This window comes from Streptomyces sp. NPDC058955, assembly GCF_042741435.1.
Lineage (GTDB): Bacteria > Actinomycetota > Actinomycetes > Streptomycetales > Streptomycetaceae > Streptomyces.
In genome coordinates, this window is record NZ_JBHYKM010000009.1 from 61,948 (window position 1) to 80,104 (window position 18,157).

Annotated in this window: 19 protein-coding genes and 1 tRNA gene; 11 read left to right on the top strand and 9 right to left on the bottom strand. The window is 73.2% G+C overall.

The genetic code is table 11. The features are described from left to right. Positions 1-88: 88 nt before the first annotated feature. The 3 genes from ACFW1I_RS06505 (at position 89) to ACFW1I_RS06515 (ending at position 2,727) form a co-directional block, all read left to right on the top strand. Positions 89-664 carry a TerD family protein gene (locus tag ACFW1I_RS06505; protein WP_030495316.1) on the top strand — a complete coding sequence of 192 codons (576 nt, stop codon included), beginning with the start codon at positions 89-91 and terminating at the stop codon, positions 662-664. 29 nt (positions 665-693) lie between these two features. Beyond that, positions 694-1,842 (top strand): DUF475 domain-containing protein, encoded by a 1,149-nt coding sequence (locus tag ACFW1I_RS06510; protein ID WP_346169889.1) that lies wholly within the window; start codon positions 694-696, stop codon positions 1,840-1,842. Between the two features lie 147 nt (positions 1,843-1,989). Further along, positions 1,990-2,727: a Tellurium resistance gene (locus ACFW1I_RS06515; protein ID WP_384666618.1), complete on the top strand. Its 738-nt coding sequence runs from the start codon at positions 1,990-1,992 to the stop codon at positions 2,725-2,727. Between the two features lie 47 nt (positions 2,728-2,774). Here ACFW1I_RS06515 and ACFW1I_RS06520 read toward each other — a convergent pair whose 3' ends face one another. Further along, positions 2,775-3,650 (bottom strand): TerD family protein, encoded by an 876-nt coding sequence (locus ACFW1I_RS06520; RefSeq protein ID WP_384666702.1) that lies wholly within the window; start codon positions 3,648-3,650, stop codon positions 2,775-2,777. Between the two features lie 231 nt (positions 3,651-3,881). Between ACFW1I_RS06520 and ACFW1I_RS06525 the strand changes: the two genes are divergently transcribed. From ACFW1I_RS06525 to ACFW1I_RS06535, 3 genes are read left to right on the top strand one after another with little or no spacing between them, the layout of a single operon-like run. Continuing rightward, a complete protein-coding gene (locus ACFW1I_RS06525; RefSeq protein ID WP_384666619.1) occupies positions 3,882-5,054 on the top strand; it encodes an HpcH/HpaI aldolase/citrate lyase family protein in 1,173 nt (390 codons plus the stop codon). Between the two features lie 18 nt (positions 5,055-5,072). Next, positions 5,073-7,586 carry a phosphoribosyltransferase gene (locus ACFW1I_RS06530; RefSeq protein WP_384666622.1) on the top strand — a complete coding sequence of 838 codons (2,514 nt, stop codon included), beginning with the start codon at positions 5,073-5,075 and terminating at the stop codon, positions 7,584-7,586. Further along, positions 7,583-8,404: an HAD family hydrolase gene (locus ACFW1I_RS06535; RefSeq protein WP_384666624.1), complete on the top strand. Its 822-nt coding sequence runs from the start codon at positions 7,583-7,585 to the stop codon at positions 8,402-8,404. The genes ACFW1I_RS06530 and ACFW1I_RS06535 overlap by 4 nt, the downstream gene beginning before the upstream one ends. 3 nt (positions 8,405-8,407) lie before the next feature. On the opposite strand, the gene ACFW1I_RS06540 is transcribed toward ACFW1I_RS06535, so the two are convergent. Continuing rightward, complete coding sequence (locus ACFW1I_RS06540) at positions 8,408-8,620, bottom strand: zinc ribbon domain-containing protein (protein ID WP_384666626.1); 213 nt, start codon at positions 8,618-8,620, stop codon at positions 8,408-8,410. 96 nt (positions 8,621-8,716) lie between these two features. Continuing rightward, entirely contained in the window at positions 8,717-10,030 is a 1,314-nt protein-coding gene (locus ACFW1I_RS06545; RefSeq protein WP_384666628.1) for a hypothetical protein, read from the bottom strand. A 207-nt stretch (positions 10,031-10,237) separates the two neighbouring features. Between ACFW1I_RS06545 and ACFW1I_RS06550 the strand changes: the two genes are divergently transcribed. From ACFW1I_RS06550 to ACFW1I_RS06560, 3 genes are all read left to right on the top strand, one after another. Next, positions 10,238-10,312 (top strand) — tRNA-Val (locus ACFW1I_RS06550). A gap of 72 nt (positions 10,313-10,384) precedes the next feature. Beyond that, positions 10,385-10,978 carry a hypothetical protein gene (locus tag ACFW1I_RS06555; RefSeq protein ID WP_384666630.1) on the top strand — a complete coding sequence of 198 codons (594 nt, stop codon included), beginning with the start codon at positions 10,385-10,387 and terminating at the stop codon, positions 10,976-10,978. 95 nt (positions 10,979-11,073) lie between these two features. Next, positions 11,074-11,631, top strand: coding sequence for a DUF4231 domain-containing protein (locus ACFW1I_RS06560; RefSeq protein WP_384666632.1), 558 nt, complete (start codon positions 11,074-11,076; stop codon positions 11,629-11,631). A gap of 1 nt (position 11,632) precedes the next feature. Here the strand turns inward: ACFW1I_RS06560 and ACFW1I_RS06565 are convergent, their stop codons facing one another. Continuing rightward, entirely contained in the window at positions 11,633-12,391 is a 759-nt protein-coding gene (locus tag ACFW1I_RS06565; RefSeq protein ID WP_384666634.1) for a GntR family transcriptional regulator, read from the bottom strand. A 190-nt stretch (positions 12,392-12,581) separates the two neighbouring features. On the opposite strand from ACFW1I_RS06565, the gene ACFW1I_RS06570 reads away from it, so the two are divergent. After that, a complete protein-coding gene (locus tag ACFW1I_RS06570) occupies positions 12,582-12,803 on the top strand; it encodes a hypothetical protein (RefSeq protein WP_384666636.1) in 222 nt (73 codons plus the stop codon). A gap of 274 nt (positions 12,804-13,077) precedes the next feature. Next, a complete protein-coding gene (locus tag ACFW1I_RS06575; RefSeq protein ID WP_384666638.1) occupies positions 13,078-13,299 on the top strand; it encodes a DUF2277 domain-containing protein in 222 nt (73 codons plus the stop codon). On the opposite strand, the gene ACFW1I_RS06580 is transcribed toward ACFW1I_RS06575, so the two are convergent. From ACFW1I_RS06580 to ACFW1I_RS06600, 5 genes are all read right to left on the bottom strand, one after another. Further along, positions 13,296-13,925: a DedA family protein gene (locus ACFW1I_RS06580; protein WP_384666704.1), complete on the bottom strand. Its 630-nt coding sequence runs from the start codon at positions 13,923-13,925 to the stop codon at positions 13,296-13,298. The two genes, ACFW1I_RS06575 and ACFW1I_RS06580, sit on opposite strands and share 4 nt — an antisense overlap. A gap of 120 nt (positions 13,926-14,045) precedes the next feature. Next, positions 14,046-14,507, bottom strand: a complete 462-nt coding sequence (locus ACFW1I_RS06585; protein ID WP_384666706.1) for a DoxX family protein — start codon at positions 14,505-14,507, stop codon at positions 14,046-14,048. A 266-nt stretch (positions 14,508-14,773) separates the two neighbouring features. Further along, the gene (locus tag ACFW1I_RS06590) at positions 14,774-15,424 is read right to left on the bottom strand and encodes an HNH endonuclease family protein (protein WP_384666639.1); all 651 of its coding nucleotides are present in this window, start codon (positions 15,422-15,424) and stop codon (positions 14,774-14,776) included. A gap of 668 nt (positions 15,425-16,092) precedes the next feature. Further along, positions 16,093-16,761 (bottom strand): HAD-IA family hydrolase, encoded by a 669-nt coding sequence (locus ACFW1I_RS06595; RefSeq protein ID WP_384666641.1) that lies wholly within the window; start codon positions 16,759-16,761, stop codon positions 16,093-16,095. Positions 16,762-16,910: 149 nt separating this feature from the next. Then, on the bottom strand, positions 16,911-18,005 hold the full coding sequence (locus tag ACFW1I_RS06600) for a peptidoglycan-binding protein (protein WP_384666643.1): 1,095 nt from the start codon (positions 18,003-18,005) through the stop codon (positions 16,911-16,913). Positions 18,006-18,157 lie beyond the last annotated feature (152 nt).

Sequence of the window (18,157 nt, forward strand, 5' to 3'; positions counted from 1 at the left end):
GCGCCCGGCCCCCCCCCCGCCCCCGCGCCCCCCCCCCCCCGGCACGTGCCTCATGGCAGCAGCAACCACCGGGGAGGAACCGAACACCATGGGCGTCACGCTCGCCAAGGGAGGCAACGTCTCCCTCTCCAAGGCCGCACCCAATCTCACCAAGGTCCTCGTCGGCCTCGGCTGGGACGCGCGGTCCACCACCGGAGCCCCCTTCGACCTCGACGCCAGCGCCCTGATGTGCCAGGCGGGCCGGGTCCTCGGCGACGAGTACTTCGTCTTCTACAACCAGCTGCGCAGCCCCGAGGGTTCGGTCGAGCACACCGGTGACAACCTCACCGGCGAGGGCGACGGGGACGACGAGTCGCTCATCGTCGACCTCACCCGTGTGCCGCCCCAGTGCGACAAGATCGTCTTCCCGGTCTCCATCCACGACGCCGACAACCGCGGCCAGACCTTCGGTCAGGTCAGCAACGCCTTCATCCGGGTGGTGAACCAGGCGGACGGGCAGGAACTGGCCCGCTACGACCTCTCCGAGGACGCCTCCACCGAGACCGCGATGATCTTCGGCGAGCTCTACCGCTACAACGGCGAATGGAAGTTCCGCGCGGTCGGCCAGGGGTACGCGTCCGGACTGCGGGGCATCGCTCTAGACTTCGGGGTCAACGTTTCGTAAAGCCGCGTTATCACACAATGGGGTAGGCAGTGCTTCTGAAAACCTTCGGCTGGTCGTTCGCGATCACCGCGCTCGGCCTGGTCGCCGCGGTGCTCTACGGGGGGTGGGAGGCGTTCGGGATCGTCGCGATCCTGTGCATCCTCGAGATCTCGCTCTCCTTCGACAACGCGGTGGTCAACGCCGGCATCCTGAAGAAGATGAATGCCTTCTGGCAGAAGATCTTCCTCACCATCGGCATTCTGATCGCCGTGTTCGGAATGCGACTGGTCTTCCCCGTCGTGATCGTCGCGATCAGTGCCAAGATCGGCCCGATCGACGCGGTCGACCTGGCGTTCAACGAACCGGACCGCTACCAGGAACTGGTCACCGACGCGCACCCGTCGATCGCCGCCTTCGGTGGCATGTTCCTGCTGATGATCTTCCTCGACTTCATCTTCGAGGACCGTGACATCCAGTGGCTGCGCTGGATCGAGCGCCCGCTGGCCAAGCTCGGCAAGGTCGACATGCTGTCGGTCTGCATCGCGCTGATCGTCCTGCTCGTCACCTCGATGACCTTCGCGACCCACGCCCACCAGCACGGCGGCGCCCACGTCGACAAGGCGCAGACGGTCCTCATCTCCGGCATCGCCGGCCTCATCACGTACCTCGTCGTCGGCGGTCTCTCCGGCTTCTTCGAGAACAAGCTGGAGGAGGAAGAGGAGCGCGAGCACGAGGCCGAGGAAGAGGCCAAGCGCAGCGGCAAGAAGGTCTCCGCCGTCCAGCTCGCCGGCAAGGCCGCCTTCTTCATGTTCCTCTACCTGGAGGTCCTCGACGCCTCCTTCTCCTTCGACGGCGTCATCGGCGCCTTCGCCATCACCAACGACATCGTGCTGATGGCGCTCGGCCTCGGCGTCGGCGCCATGTACGTCCGGTCGCTCACGGTCTACCTGGTCAAGCAGGGCACCCTGGACGACTACGTGTACCTGGAGCACGGCGCGCACTACGCCATCGGCGCCCTCGCGGTGCTGCTCCTGATCACCATCCAGTACGAGATCAACGAGGTCATCACCGGCCTCATCGGCGTCGTCCTGATCGCCTGGTCCTTCTGGTCCTCCGTCCGCCGCAACCGCGCGCTGGCGGCGGCCGAGGGCGGCTCCGGCTCCTCGGACGACAAGGCCGAGGTGAGCTCCGGGGTGTGACACCCTGCACCCTGGTGTGCGCCCCGCCACGGGGTGTGACACCGGGGACAATGAGGAACGCTTCCCTGCGGGGCGACCGGCCCGTCCGGTCGCCCCGCAGGCGCGTGACGGCCGGGCAAGGCGACCGATGTGGGGGGTGGGGGCCCGATGGCCTTCTGGGACAACCTGATTCCGGGGCGGACGACGTCCTTCGACACGGGGGTGGGCGCGTCCCACACCATCGACCTGACCAGGCGCCGCCCCTCGGTCTCGCTCGCCAAACAGGGCGGCGCCACCGGCAACCTCCGCGTCAACCTCTCCTGGCGGATGCGGACCTCCGACATCGAGGGCCGCTCCCGGCAGAGCGGCCGGCTGCTGCGCAACCCGGCCCAGTTCTTCAAGCCCGAGGTCGTCCAGGCGCACACCCAGGGCATGGTCAACGTCGACCTCGACCTCGGCTGCCTCTACGAGCTCAAGGACGGCAGCAAGGGCGTCGTCCAGCCGCTGGGCGGCTTCTTCGGCGACCTCAACGCCGCCCCGTACGTGAAGCTCAGCGGCGACGACCGGTTCGGCGCCCCCTCAGGGGAGACGATCTTCGTCAATCTCGACCACAAGGACGAGATCAAGCGGCTGCTCTTCTTCGCGTACATCTACGACCAGACGCCGGCCTTCGACCGGACCCACGCCAAGATCACGCTCTACCCGAGCAACGGCCCCCGGATCGAGATCGAGCTCGACGAGCGCGCCCCGCAGGCCCGCTCCTGCGCCGTCTTCTCCGTGGACAACAGCAAGGACGAGCTGCTGGTCCGGCGCGAGGTGCGGTTCGTCTACGGCTTCCAGGCCGAGCTGGACCGCCTCTACGGCTGGGGCCTCCAGTGGGGTCGCGGCTACAAGTCGAAGACGTGACCGCGTCCCCCGGCGGCTTACCGGCCCCGCCGGCGCCGCCGCCTCCGTCACGGACGCTGGAACTGCGGCCCCATCGGCGGCATCCGGAACTCCTGGACGGGCTCCGGGCCGCCCCCGGCGGGCACCGGCTGCGGATAGCCGTACGCGGGCCCCGGGCCCGGCACCGGGGCCTGCGGGTAGCCGTAGGCGGGCGCCCGGTCGGGCATCGGCGGCACGGGCGGCGACGGCGGCCTCGGGGTGTGGACGACGGTCGCGTCGGGGTCCGCGTGCGGCGCGGAGCCCGTACCCGCCTCGCCGGCGTCGACGGGCGCGGTCTCGGCGGCCGGGTCCGCGGGGGCCCCGGCGGCCGTCTCGGCGCCCGCGGGCGCCCCGTCGGGCGCCTCGTCGACCGAGATGCCGAAGTCCGTCGCCAGGCCCACCAGGCCGGTCGGATAGCCCTGCCCGACCGCGCGGAACTTCCACCCCTCGCCCCGGCGGTACAGCTCGCCGCAGATGACCGCGGTCTCCTCGCCGGTCTCCGCCGTCACGTCGAAGAGCGCCAGCGGCTCCCGCCCGTCCCCGGCCGCGGCGTCGTACAGGGCGATCCGCAGGTCCGTCACCGCGCGGAAGGTGCCGCCGTCCGAGGACGCGGCGAGCACCACCCGGTCGATGGACGGGTCGAGCGCGCCGAGATCGGCCTCGACCGTGTCCGTCAGCACCTCCGCGACCCGCTTCTTCGGCAGCCGCCGCACCAGCCCCGAGGGGTGGCGCGGCTGGTTGTAGAAGACGAAGTCCTCGTCGGAGCGGACGCGCCCGTCGGGCCCGAGGACCAGGGCCGAGGCGTCCACGTCGGGGACCCCGGGGCCCGGGGTCCAGCGGAGCACGGCCCGTACGGCCGCGGTGTCGAGAGGGACGTTGGAGCCCTTCAGCATCGCGTGCGTCATGACGGCCATCCTGCCCTCCTGCCCGACCGCGGGACAACGCGGGGGCACCGGGGGAAGCGGAGCGGCGTCGTACACCTGACGGAATCGGAGCGGTGGCCGGAGGAGGGGAGAGGGGCCGACGGGGACGAGTTACCTGGATTTCATGCGGAGTGGGAACTACGGACACCCGCACCTACGTACTATTACCGGCCACATGTCGTCAGGGCCCAGGCAAGCAGACGGGGGACTTACATGCGTCATTTCGGGCACATCCCCTCCGCGGTACGGAGCGGGTTGTTCCACCGCGAGCCGGCGGAGTTCACCGCCGACTCGCCCGCCCGCACGCTCGCGGTCGCCCTCGGCGCCACCCTCTACAGCCCGGCCACCCGGCCCCGGCTCGCCGACGACATCCGCAAACAGGCCGCCCGCGGCGTCGTCTCCATGGTCCTCTGCCTGGAGGACTCCATCAGCGACGCCGACGTCGAGGCCGGCGAGGCCAACCTCGTCCACCAGTTCCGCGACCTCGCCGACGGCCGCGCCGACGGCCCCGACGTCCCGCTCCTCTTCATCCGGGTCCGCGAACCGCGCCAGATCACCGACCTCGTCACCCGCCTCGGCGACACCGTCGGCCTGCTGTCCGGATTCGTACTCCCCAAGTTCACCGAGACCCGCGGCAGCGCCTTCCTCGACGCCCTCACCCGGGCCGAGCGCACCGCCGGACGCCGGCTCTACGCCATGCCCGTCCTGGAGTCCCCAGAACTCCTCCACCTGGAGACCCGGGCCGAGACCCTCGCCGGCATCGCCTCCGTCACCGACAAGTACCGCGACCGCGTCCTCGCCCTCCGCCTCGGCGTCACCGACTTCTGCTCCGCCTACGGACTCCGCCGCTCGCCCGACATGACCGCGTACGACGTCAAGGTCGTCGCCCACGTCATCGCCGACGTCGTCAACGTCCTCGGCCGAGCAGACGGCACCGGCTTCACCATCACCGGCCCCGTCTGGGAGTACTTCCGCCCCGGCGAGCGCATCTTCAAGCCCCAGCTGCGCCGCAGCCCCTTCCTGGAGGGCCGCGCCGAGGACCTGCGCACCGCCCTCATCGAACACGACATGGACGGCCTGCTCCGCGAGATCGAGCTCGACCGCGCCAACGGCCTCCTCGGCAAGACCTGCATCCACCCCACCCACGTGCTGCCCGTCCACGCCCTGTCCGTGGTCAGCCACGAGGAGTGGAGCGACGCCCAGGACATCCTCCGGCCCGAACAGGACGGCGGCGGAGTGCTCCGCTCCGCCTACACCAACAAGATGAACGAAGTGAAACCGCACCGCGCCTGGGCCGAGCGCACCCTCGTCCGCGCCGAGGTCTTCGGCGTCGCCCGCGAGGACGTCGGTTTCGTGGAACTGCTCACCGCCGGCCTCGCCGGCTGACGAAAGGACTGCGGCGACGTGGTGTGGACCGGAACATGGGTCGCGGAGCGGCTCGGCGTCGAGCTGGCCGGCGACGAGGAGCTGACCGCCCTCCTGGGCCTCGCCCTGCGCCGCAACCCCAAGCGGGCCCACCTGCTCGTCTCCAGCGTGCTCGGCAAACACGTGCCGCAGCACCCCTCCGTCGTCTACGGCTCCGGCCTCGGCCTCGGCCTGCGCGTCCGCGAGCTCCTCGGCCCCGACGAGGCCGCACGGGCCGTCGTCCTCGGCTACGCCGAGACCGCCACCGCCCTCGGCCACGCCGTCGCCGACGGCCTCGGCACCGCCCCCTACCTCCACTCCACCCGCCGCCCCGTCACCGGCGTCACCACCGCGGGCGGCTTCGAGGAGTCCCACTCGCACGCCACCTCCCACCTGCTGCTCCCGGAGGACCCGGAGCTGCTGGCGGGCAAGGGACCGCTGGTCCTCGTCGACGACGAGTTCTCCACCGGCAACACCGTCCTCAACACCATCCGCGGCCTCCACGAGCGCTACCCCCGCGACCGGTACGTCGTCGTCGCCCTGGTCGACATGCGCGGCCCCGCCGACCGCGACCGCCTCGCCGCCTTCGCCGAGGAGATCGGCGCCCGCGTCGACCTCGTCAGCCTCGCCGCCGGCACCGTCGGCCTCCCCGCCGGCGTCCTGGAGAAGGGCCAGGAACTCGTCGCCCGGCACGAGCCCGCGCCCGGCACGGTCCCCGCCCCGCGCTCCCGCGGCGGCTTCGCCGCCGTCGCCACCCCCGTCCGCGTCGACCTCGACTGGCCCGCGGACCTCCCCGACGGCGGCCGGCACGGCTTCACCCCCGCCCACCGCGCCCGCCTGGAGGCGGCCCTGCCGGCGATGACGGCGGCCCTCACCGAGGCGCTGGACGTGAGCGCGGACGACACCCCCGGCGGCGAGGCCCCCCGCGTCCTCGTCCTCGGCTTCGAGGAGCTGATGTACGCGCCGCTGCGGCTCGCCGGCGCCCTGGAGGACGCCGGCCTCGACGTCCGCTACTCCACCACCACCCGCTCACCCGTCCTCGCCGTCGACGACCCCGGCTACGCCATCCGCACCCGGCTCGTCTTCCCCGCCCACGACGACCCCGCCGACGGCCCCGGCGAGCGCTACGCCTACAACGTCGCGGGCGGCGGCTACGACGCCGTCGTCGCCGTCGTCGACTCCACCGCCGACACCCCCGAGCTGCACGCCCCCGAGGGCCTGCTGGCCCAGCTCGCCGCCCACATCCCGCACGTCGTCCTGGCCGTCGTCCCTTCGTACGCACCGCAACCGCGGGCGGCCGTCGAACCGGTCGCCGCCACCGAATCCGAAGCGATCGGATCCGAAGCTCCCGAAAGGAGCTCCATGCTGCCCGAGCCCCTCCGCGGCCCCGCCTTCTCCTCGTACGCCCCCGAGGAGGTCGGCTGGCTGCTCCAGGACCTCTCGGACGTCGAGCTGGAGGCGCCCACCGAGGAACGCGAGGAAGCCATCCAGCGCGGCGGCGCCCACTACGCCGAGTCGCTGCCCGTCGAGTACCAGCCCAGCGCCCGCTACCAGGAACTCTTCCACGCCGCCCTGGAGACCTCCGCCGCCCGCATCGCCCACGCCGTCGGCACCGTCACCGAGACCGTCCTCGCCGAGAAGTCCGGCCGCCCGGTCCTCGTCTCCCTCGCCCGCGCCGGCACCCCCGTCGGCGTCCTCATGCGCCGCTGGGCGCACCACCGCCACGGCCTCGACCTGCCCCACTACGCCGTCTCCATCGTCCGCGGCCGCGGCATCGACGCCAACGCCCTGCGCTGGCTCGCCGCCCACCACGACCCGGCCGACGTCGTCTTCGTCGACGGCTGGACCGGCAAGGGCGCCATCACCCGCGAACTCGCCGCCGCCCTGCGGGAGTCCGAGGAGTTCGCCGGCTTCGACCCGGAGATCGCCGTCCTCGCCGACCCCGGCTCCTGCGTCCGCACCTACGGCACCCGCGAGGACTTCCTCATCCCCTCCGCCTGCCTCAACTCCACCGTCTCCGGCCTGATATCGCGCACCGTGCTCCGCTCCGACCTGGTCGGCGCGGCCGACTTCCACGGCGCCAAGTTCTACCGCGACCTGGCCGCCGTCGACGTCTCGAACGCCTTCCTCGACGCCGTCGAGGCCCGCTTCGACGAGGTCGCCGACACCGTCGACACCGACGTCAAGGACCTCCTCGCCGCCGACCGCACCCCCACCTGGGAGGGCTGGGCGGCCGTCGAGCGGATCAGCGAGGAGTACGGCATCCACGACGTCAACCTCGTCAAGCCCGGCGTCGGCGAGACCACCCGCGTCCTCCTCCGGCGCGTCCCCTGGAAGATCCTCGCGCAGCGCGGCGCCGGCGCCGACCTGGCCCACGTGCGCCTCCTCGCCGAACAGCGCGGCGTCCCCGTGGAGGAGGTCGACGACCTCCCGTACACCTGCGTCGGCCTGATCCACCCCCAGTACACCAGGGGTGCGACAGGCGCCGACGGCAAGGCGGTGGTGTCCCGATGAGCACGCCCTCGACCACCACGCTGGTCGCCAGCGACCTCGACCGCACCCTCATCTACTCGACCGCGGCCCTCGCCCTCGGCATGCCCGACGCCCAGGCACCCCGGCTGCTGTGCGTCGAGGTCCACGAGTCCAAGCCGCTCTCGTACATGACGGAGGAGGCCGCCGAACTCCTCGCGCGGCTCACCGCCGAGGCCGTCTTCGTGCCCACCACCACCCGCACGCGCAAGCAGTACCAGCGCATCCAACTCCCGGGCAGCACACCGAAGTACGCCATCTGCGCCAACGGCGGTCACATCCTCGTCGACGGCGTCACCGACGCCGACTGGCACGCCTCCGTCGTCCGCAGGCTCGCCGAGGAGTGCGCCCCGCTCTCCGAGATCCGCGCCTACCTCACCGCGACCACGGACCTCTCCTGGGTGCGCAAGCACCGGGTCGCCGAGGACCTCTTCGCCTACCTGGTCGTCGAGCGGGAACGGCTCCCGGAGGACTGGCTGGACCGCTTCGGCGCCTGGGCCGGCGACCGCGGCTGGACGGTCTCGCTCCAGGGCCGCAAGGTGTACGCCGTGCCGAAGCCGCTGACGAAGAGCGCCGCCGTCCGCGAGGTGGCCCGGCGCACCGGCGCCGCGCTCACCCTCGCCGCAGGCGACTCGCTCCTCGACGCCGACCTGCTGCTCGCCGCGGACCGCGCCTGGCGCCCGGGCCACGGCGAACTCGCCGACTCCGACTGGACCGCCCCCCACCTCGACGTCCTCGCGGAGCGGGGCGTCGCGGCGGGCGAGGAGATCCTCCGCCGCTTCAGGGCAGCGGCCCTGTCCTGAGGGTCAGCCGCAGCAGCCCCCGCCGCAGCAGCCACCACCGCCGGCGGGGGCCGCGGGACCACCCGTGGCCGTCCCGCCGACGGCGACGGCCGACAGCAGCTTCACGGTGTCGTCGTGCCCGACGGGGCACGAGGCGGGCGCCGAGGACTCGGCCATCGGCCGGCTCAGCTCGAAGGTGTCACCACAGGTGCGGCAGCGGTATTCGTAACGAGGCATGGGCCTAGGCTAATGGGCCCACGCGCGATGGCCAGGGGCCCCTTCAGGGTGGCCAGTGGGCCCATGAACGGTGGTCGGTGGGCCCCCGCGCCGTGGTCAGTGCGCCCCCGCGCCGCGCTCCTCGCGGATGGCGGCGACGACGCGGGCGGCCTCGGCCCGTACGGCCTCCAGCTCCATCAGGAAGTGCCAGTAGTCGGGGTGGCGCCCTTCGAGCCCCTCCACGGCCCGCTCGATCCGCGCCACGGCCTGGTCGAGCGGCCCGGCGTGCCGCGGATCGGGCCGGCTGCGGCCCTCCATGGCGAGCCGCTGCGCGTCCCGCACCGCGAACCTCGCCCGGTCCGTCTCCGCCTTCGGGTCCTTGGCGACCGCGTCGAGTCGCCGCAGCCGGTCACCGGCCGCGGACACGGCCTCCCCGGTGGTGTCGAGCAGCGCCCGTACGGTCGACAGCAGCGCGGTCGCGTCCGGCCACCGCTGCTCGCCCCGGGCGGCGGCGGCCTCCGCGAGCCGCTCCTCGGCCTGCCGTACGGCTCCGGCGGCCTGCTCCGGCACATGCTGGAGGTCCTGCCAGCAGGCGGCGGAGTACCGCCGGCGCAGCTCGGAGAGGACCGGCTCGACGGCCTCCGCGCGGGTCGTCAGCGCCTCGGCCCGGGTCCGCAGCGACACCAGCCGCTTGTCGATCTCCGCGGCCCGCTCCGGCAGCCGCTCCGCCTCGGCCCGCACCGCCTCGGCGTCCCGCAGCACCCGGTCGGCCCGCTCCAGCGTCTCGGCGACCCCGTGCCGCCCCGCCCCCTCGTTCAGCCGGGTCAGCTCGGGCCCGAGCGCCGCGAGCCGCGCGGCCAGGTCGTCCGCCCGCAGCCCCTTCCCGCGTACGGAGTCGAGCGCCTCGCTCGCCCCGCGCAGCGCCTGCCGGGCCCGCTCCACGGCGGGCGCGAGCCGTGCCAGCTGGGTCTCGGCCCGCCCGAGCAGCGGCGCCAGCCCGCTCTCGAACCGGTCCAGCTCCCCCTTGACCCGCTCCAGCTCCTCCCGGGCGCGCACCAGCTCGCCCCGGGCCCGCTGGGCGGTCCCGGCGTCTAGCTCGTCCCGATCGAGATCGTGCGCGTCGACCGCGGAGATGTACGCGTGCGACACCTCGTCGATCCGCCGCCCCAGCGCCTCGAACTGCTCGACGACCCGCTGGGCCTCGGGGGACCCGTCGACGGCGGTGATCGTCTCTATGGTGATCCGCAGCCCCCGCTGGGCGGTGTCCAGCTCGTAGAACGCCGCGGCAGCCGCGTCCTTCGCCGCCTGCGCCTCGGCCCGCTGCCCCTCCTGACGCCCCCCGCCGAACCACCGCCGACCGCCCCCACCGGCGAACGACTGCGGCAACAGCGCGCCGACGAGCACCGGCAACACCAGCACGAGCCCCACCACCGACCCGCCCCTGGACGCCGCCCCACCCCTCACATCGCTCGCCACGTCCCTCTCCCGCGCTGTCTCCGAAGTGCCCGGCCGTCCGGACGCCCATTCTCCCACCCCCTGAGGACGAACACACGACCCGATCAGTTCGCGCCCCACCCCCCTCGCATACGCGTTTGCGATCCGCCCAGCCCCTCCGTGTAGGCTGTTGCCTTCTCCCAAGGGTGCGTAGCTCAGGGGTAGAGCGCTGCTCTTACAAAGCAGATGTCGGCGGTTCGAAACCGTCCGCGCCCACCAGCACGAAGGCCCCCAGTCGATCACGGCTGGGGGCCTTCGTCGTCGATGGCTGAGCTGGAGGGAGGGGGGACGGTGGAGGGTGTCTTCGATGTGGCCGGGAGGCCGCCGGAGGGGTGGATGCATGCCGTGTTTCATGGCGGGCCGTACGGGGAGGACGTGGGGCGTTGTATACCGGGTCCCGCGCCGGCGACCATGGCGGTGCCGGTGGAGGGGGGCGGTGTGTATGTGTACCGCTTGTGGGCGGTGGGGGTGTGGTCGGGGTCGGGTGATCCGATCGCCGTCTACAACCCCGACGGTCCCCCGATTCCTCCGCCGGTGCTGACCGCGCAGGAGAAGCGGTGGATCGAGGAGGGGCGGCGGCGGGACGGGCTCGCGCCGGTCGGGCTCGTGGCGGTGCCGGACGACGGGAGGGTGGTGCGCGACCCTGACGCGCCCGCCGTCGAGGGGATGCTTGCCGCGCTGGGGGAGAGGCAGTATCTGCTGCTCCAGCGGCTGGCCGAGTGCGGTGAGGGTGACTGCCACGTGCTGGTTCTGCTTGCCGAGGACGGCACTTATGAGGTGGAACGCCGATCGGGTGCGGTCGGTGGGGGGCATCGGGCGCGAATGGTTCGGCTGGCGGAGGTTTGTGGGGTTGTCGTTGGCTGGGCCTTCGGTTCGTGTGCGTGACATTCCGCGGTCGGTTCGAGGGGGCGTCGCGTGCCGTTTTCGGGGGCTCGGGTGGTGAGTTGACGTGGGGGGTGGGGGGTCGGTGTACTGCGGGGATGGTTGAGGTGGGGGATGCGCCCGAAGTCGGCGTGGGCGCGGGGGACATGACGGCGCAGCGGTACGTCGAGCAGCGGCTGGCGCAGTATCAGGAGTGGTACGACGTCAAGGCGACGCGGATGAAGGCGATGCATCTGCGCATGCGGACCGTCTCCGTCGTCGGCGGGGCGCTGGTGCCGGTGTTCGTGAATCTGGATGCCGGGTTCGCGCGGGTGACCGCGACCGTGCTGAGTGTGGTCGTCGTTGCCGCCGTGTCGCTGGAGAGCGTCTACCGGTACCGGGAGCAGTGGAAGAACTACCGGTCCACCGAGCAGTTGCTCGGGCACGAGCGGATCTACTTCGAGGCGCGGGTCGGACCGTATCGGGAGCTGTCGAAGCGGGAGGCGTTCGGGCTGCTGGTCGCTCGGGTCGAGAAGGCCATCGCCAACGAGAACGCCGCCACGTTGAACGTGATGACGCTCGGTGGGCAGGTCGGTGCCGATCTCCAGGGGAGCGCGGGGCAGCCGAAGCCGGCCGGGGGCGAGGCGAGCGGGGTGCCCGCGGCCCGGGAGGCGTGAGTCACGCGTCGAAGTCGTACTCCAGGATGTAGGACGACGCGTCCAGGGTCATCTCGTTGAGCTCGACCGGCCTGCCCGGCTCCGTGAACGCCGTGCGGCCGATCAGGACCACCGGGGTGCCCGGGGGGAGGGTCAGGCGGCCGGACTCGTCGGCCGTCGGCATCCGGCAGCGGAGCTCCTCGCGGAAGCGCACCGGGCGGTGGCCCAGTTCGGCGAGGCGGGCGTACGTGCCGCCCGGGCCCGTGTCCGGGTGGGTGATGGCGGTGCCGCGGACCAGGTCGGCGGCGAGGTACGAGACGGAGAGCAGGACCGGCCGGCCGTCGAGGACGAAGCGGCGGCTGCGGACGCACACCGGGTCGTGCGGCGCCAGGTTCAGGGCGTGCGCGATCCGGGGCCCCGCCTCCTCCTCCGCCACGGTCACCTGGTCCACGACGAGGGCCCGGTCCTCGATCTCCGCCGCCCAGACCGAGCGGCCGCCGCCCCAGCCCTCGCCGGCGAGGCGCGGGACGCCGCGGCGGCGCAGCGGGCGGAAGGCCCGGACGAAGACGCCGGCGCCCTTGCGGGCCTCCGTGAGGCCCTCCCCGCGGAGCACCGCGAGCGCCTGGCGGGCGGTCATCCGGGCCACCTCGTAGGTGGACATGAGGTCGTTCTCGCCGGGGAGCCGGTCGCCCGGCGCGAAGTCGCCGGACTGGATCGCCGACCTCAACTCGTCGGCGATGCGCTGGTACTTGGGCCGACGGGTGCCCTCCTGGTCAGTCACGGGTGGACCACTCCCTTCGTCTGCGGGACACCCTAAGGGGCTCCCCGCGGCCAGGGTGCACACGTGTGCGCCGTCCCGCCCTCGCGATCCATCCATCGGGGGACATCTCTAGAGATACGTTGACAGGGCGGGGTCTCCGCGTTTCCCTGGGTGTCCCCATGCAGCATGCGGAACGGGACGGAGGCGTTGCGTGCAGCCAGTGCCCGAGGTCGGCGACCTCGTCCGCGACACCGCCACGGGGCGGGTCGGATTCTTCGTGCGGAGCGCCTCCGGGCGCTTCCTCATCCGCGCCGTCCACGGCGGGGACGAGTGGGAGGCCGAGCCCGGCGACGTCCAGCTCGCCACACCCCTGCGCGAGCTCCGCGCCCGCGCCGCCGAGATCAACGCGCGCAGTCGGCGCGGGCTGAGCTGAGCCGGGCCGAGCCGAGCTGATGTACCTGCCTGGGCTGAGCTGAGCTGGGTTGGGCCGAGCCGAGCTGATGTATCTGCCTGGGCTGAGCTGAGCTGGGTTGGGCCGAGCCGAGCTGATGTATCTGCCTGGGCTGAGCTGAGCTGGGTTGGGCCGAGCCGAGCTGATGTATCTGCCTGGGCTGAGCTGAGCTGGGTTGGGCCGAGTGCCGGGGCCGTTGCGACGCCGGTGGCGGCGGCGTTCCGGCGTTGTCAGTGGCCGGGGTCACACTGGAGGCATGTGCCGCAGCATCAAGACACTCCGCCCGCCCGTCCTGCCGCATGAGGCGACCCAGGACGACATCCACGCCGCCGCGCTCCAGTACGTCCGCAAGGTCTCCGGCTTCCGCGCTCCCGCCGCGCACAACCGGGAGGTCTTCGACCGGGCCGTCGAGGAGATCGCCGACGCCACCGCCCGGCTCCTCGCCACCCTGGAGGTGAGAGGAGCGCACCAGCACTAGGACGTCGCCGGAGCCGCGCCCGGGCGCCGTATGAGGTAGCCGGCCAGTCCGCCCGCCAGCAGCAGCGCCAGGGTCGAGACGCCCGCGCTGAACCAGGTCGCGCCCAGCCACGCGCCGCCCAGCCAGCCGAGCCCGACGCTGTACGAGGCCCAGATGACCGCTGCCAGGGCCGACCAGGGCAGGAACTCCTCGGGGCGCCGCCGCGCCGCGCCCGCGCCCAGGGAGACCACTGAGCGGCCCGCCGGGGCGAAGCGGGCCAGGACCACGATCAGGCCGCCGCCGCGGGCCAGGGCGGTGCCGAGACGTTCCCGCGCCACGGTGAGGCGGCGGGAGCGGGCTATCGCCCGGTCCATGCGCCGGCCGCCGCGGAGCGCCAGCCGGTACGCGAGGAAGTCGCCGAGCATCGAGGCCGCCGCGGCGGTGAGCAGGAGCGGCAGCAGGGAGGGGACGTCCGCGGGCGCCGTGGCCGCGCCGAGGGAGGCGGAGGCGGCCGTGGCGGCGGAGATCACGAGGAAGCCGCTCGGCAGCACGGGCAGAAAGACGTCGAGCAGGATCGACGTCGCCACCACCGGATAGATCCACGGGCCTGCGGTCAGCGACCTCAGCGAGCCCATGCTGTCGAGCAGATTCACAGGGGCAGAGCCTACGCGCCGCTGCCCGGGCCCCCGCCGGGTGGGTGTCGGCGGGGGCCCGGGCGGAGAGCGGAGGGGGATCCGCCGGATCCGCCGGATCCGGTCCTGGTGCCGTCAGGCGGCGACCGGCGTGCCCTGCTTCTCCGTGTCCTGCGCGTTCCGGCCGCCCTGGGAGCCCTTGCGGCCGAAGAGGGCGTCGAGCGCGAGGCCGCCCGGGCCCGTGAAGATCAGGAGGGCGAAGGCCCAGCTGAAGAGGGCCGCGCTCTCGCCGCCGTTCTGCAGCGGGAAGAGGGCCTCCGACTGGTGGGCCCAGAAGTAGGCGTACGCCATCGAGCCCGAGGCTATGAAGGCCGCGCCGCGGGTGCCGAGGCCGACGAGGACGAGGGCGCCGCAGACGAGCTGGATGACCGCCGCGTACCAGCCGGGCCAGGTGCCGGTGGGCACGGTGCCGCCGCCCATGGCGCCGCCGAGGACGCCGAAGAGCGAGGCGGCGCCGTGGCAGGCGAAGAGCAGGCCGACGACGATCCGGAACAGGCCGAGCGCGTACGGCTGCGCCTGATGCAGGCGCTGGGTCAGGGTGCTCATGGTGGGGGACTCCTTCGGCCGGCCCGTCCCGGGAACGGGACGGGCGTGGGGGACTGGTACCGAACGGCCGCCAGGTTAGGCATCCCTGAGTAGTACTTGCAAGTTCAAACATCTTGGGTGTGGGGCGCGCCTGTGGGGAGGGCCGCTCTGGTTCGGACCAGGGTGGCTCAGGTCTGGACCACAGGCGCGTCGATTTCACGCCGTTTTCGCGCGGAGTGCTGACACACCGTCCTTACGGTGTGTCAGGGAGGCTGGTGTCAGCAGCCGTTGAGGACGGACTGGAGCGCGCTCTTCTCCGCCGAGTCGACGCTGAGGCCGTAGTGGTACTTGGTGTGGACCCAGGCGCGGGCGTAGGTGCAGTGGTACGCGGTGCGCGGGGGCAGCCACTCGGCCGGGTCGAGGTCGCTCTTGGCCTGGTTCACGTTGTCGGTGACGGCTATGAGCTGCGGCCGGGTGAGGTCGTTGGCGAACGCCTGGCGCTGGCTGGTGGTCCAGGAGTTGGCGCCCGAGCGCCACGCCTCGGCGAGTGCGACGACGTGGTCGATGTCGAGGTCGGAGGCGACGGTCCAGGTGGCGCCGTCGTACTGCGAGTACCAGCTGCCGCTGATGGAGGCGCAGCTGGAGTCGGTGACGACGTTCGAGCCGTCGCGCTTGAGGACGGTCTCGCGGGTGTTGCAGGTGCCGGACTGGGTGATCCAGTGCGGGAAGAGGTCCCGGCTGTAGCCGGTGAGGGAACCTTCCGCCTTGACCGTGAGGGCGGCGAGGTAGGTGCGGGCGGTCGCGGCGCTGACCGGCGTCGGCATCGCGGCCTGCGCGGACGGCGCGGTGGTGACGAGGCCGGTGAGGGTGAGGGCGGCGGTGGAGGCGAGCACGGCGGCTCGACGCGCGTAGACCTTGCCGACGGGCATGGGGGACTCCCTTGATTCGGTGGGACCTTGGCGGTACGGCCGGTCCCGTGCGGTACCGGGCGGCGCCCGGTCATCGTGGCGGCGCCAGGTTTCGCTGGGGGATGCGCCAGGTAACAGGGTGGCGACATGGACACGTCACATCAAGGGGTGTGACGCGTCCTGACGGAGCGTCGGATTCCGCGGGGCGGGGTCGCGTTCGCGCGGGGCGTGGAGGGGAGTGGCCCGGGTCGGTGGGCCGGCGTGGCCGATCGCGTGGCCCGCGCCGCCGATCGAGTCGGTACGACTCCGAGGGCGGGGGTGTCGCCAGGCGCGGCGCCGCCCGGCGGCCGGGCGTTCCGGATCCGCCCGCGCGTCAGGGCGGCGAGGGCGCTGGTGCGGTTCGCTGCGGCGGGGGCGGGTGGGGCGTCAGGTGGTGGGGTGGGTGCGGCGTCGGACTTGCCTCGGGCCGCTCGGGACGTCCGGGGAGTCCGCACTGCCCGGGGCCGGCGCGGGCGGGAGCGGGCGGGAGTGCGCTGTCATGCCGTCCCTGGGGCCTGCGGGGGCTGCCGCTGGCTCGGTGCCGCGCCGGTTCTCGGTCCTGTCGGGGGCGGTGCGGCGAGGGGGGCGTACCGGCCCTCGGGCCGTGCTCGGCCGCGTACCGCCCTCGTCCCCTCCCCCCCCCGGGCGCGTCAGCGCTGGGTCGTCGTGAGGGTGACCGTGCCGTTCGGGGTGGTGGTGACCTGGAGCGAGGTCAGGTCCTGGAGGTGGAGGTCCGGGGCGAAGGCCGCCGCGCGGGGGCCCACGCCTACGACGCGCATGCCGGCCGCCTTCGCGGCCTGGATGCCGGCTTCGGAGTCCTCGAAGGCCACGCAGTCGGCCGGGTCGACGCCGAGCTCGGCGGCGCCATTCAGGAAGCCCTCGGGGTCCGGCTTGCTCGCGCCGACCTGTTCGGCGGTCACTCGGGTCACCGGCATCCGCAGGCCCGCCGCGCCCATCCGGGCCTGCGCGAGGGCCTCGTCCGCCGAGGTCACCAGGGCGTGCGGGAGCGCGGCGATCGCGTCCATGAAGGCGGGGGCGCCGGCCACGGGCACGACGCCGTCGAGGTCGGCGGTCTCCTCGGCCAGCATCACCGCGTTGTCGGCGTGGTTCTCGGCCATCGGGCGGTCCGGGAGGAGGAGCGCCATCGTGGCGTAGCCCTGGCGGCCGTGCACCACCTTCAGCACCGCGTCGGAGTCCAGCCCCTGGCGGTCCGCCCAGCGGCGCCAACAGCGCTCCACGACGGCGTCCGAGTTGACCAGGGTGCCGTCCATGTCGAGCAGGAGAGCGCGGGCGGTGAGCGTTGCCGGGGTGGCGGCCATGGGGGTCTCCAGGGGGGTGGTGCGGAGAACGAAGCGGTCCCGCCCGCCGGTCAGGGAGTACGGGCGGGGCCACTTTGTTTTTTCACGATACAAAACCCGGGGCGGTCTGCGCCACCCACCCCCCCACCGTGCCCGGGCCGCCCCCGCCGTCAGCGGTAGGAGTTCTTGGTCGCCCGCTCCAGCTTGCGCCGCGTGTCCGGGCCGTACACGCCCTCCGGGTCCTCCAGCTGCCAGAACCGGCTCTGGTACTGGATCAGCGCCGCCCGCAGCCCCTCGTCGAACACCCCGTCGGCGTCGTCCAGGTAGACCCACAGCAGTCGCAGGCGCGTCTGGAGCTCCTCCACCTCCGGGCCCGTGTCCCCGAGGCTCAGCGTCGCGCCCTCGGGCGCGTCCGTCGGGGCGGCGGTCGTCGGGGCCACGGGCGGCGCGGGCGCCGAGGTCGCGGGGCGGGACGGTGCCGTGCCGCCGGTCGCGGTCGGCGCGGCGGTCGTCGTCGGCCGTGCCGTCGGCTCCGCCGACGCGGACGGGGAGGCCGTCGAGGGCGCCGCGCTCGGGGAGGGCGCGTCCGGGGACGGCGTCCGCGACGGGGTGCGGGTCGGCGTCGGGGTCGCGGAGGACGGGGACGGCTCCTCCGAGACGGCGATGTTCAGGGACGCGCTGGTGGTCACCTCGGGGACCATCGCCCGGTCCTCGGGCTCCTCGCCGCCGAGCACCGCCGCGGCCAGCGCGGCCGTGCCGACCACGGCCGCCGCCGCGACACCCGCGACCAGCCCGCCGCGCCGCCTGCGCGACCGCTCGCGCCGCGCCCCGGCCGCCGCGTCGCCGGCCCCGACCCCGCCCAGCAGCAGCGGCATCGTCTCGTGGGCCCCGCCCTCGGAGCCGTACGGCGCGAAGCCGGGGTCGAGGGGGGCGTGGCCGTGGCCGTGGCCGTGAGCGGGGGCGTGGTCGTGACCGTCCGCGTACGGATCCTGCGGAGGGGCGCCGTACGGGGGAGTGCCGTACGAGGAGGTGCCATACGGAGGAGTGCCGCCGTACGAGGAGGCGTCATGCGACGGCGCGTGGAACGCCCCCGCCGCGTCCGCCCGTATCGCCATCAGCTGGGCCGTCGGCGGATCACCCGCCTCGTCCGCCGCCGCGCTCCCCGCCCGGCCCGGTGCCCCGCCCTCCGCCGCAGCCCCCTCCTGCGCGTCGAGCGTCACGTACGGCCTGATGCGGAGCGGGTCGAAGTCCTCGGCCGCCGCCATCTCCGCGCGGGCGCAGGCGCAACCCGGTCTCTGACCACCGCATTCAGGACATGCCTGTCCGGTCATGATCTGTCCCCTCCCCGATACAACTGGGGGTGATTATGCAGGCCACCCCCTGCCGCCGGGTGAACACCTGTGCCCCTCCGCAGGCC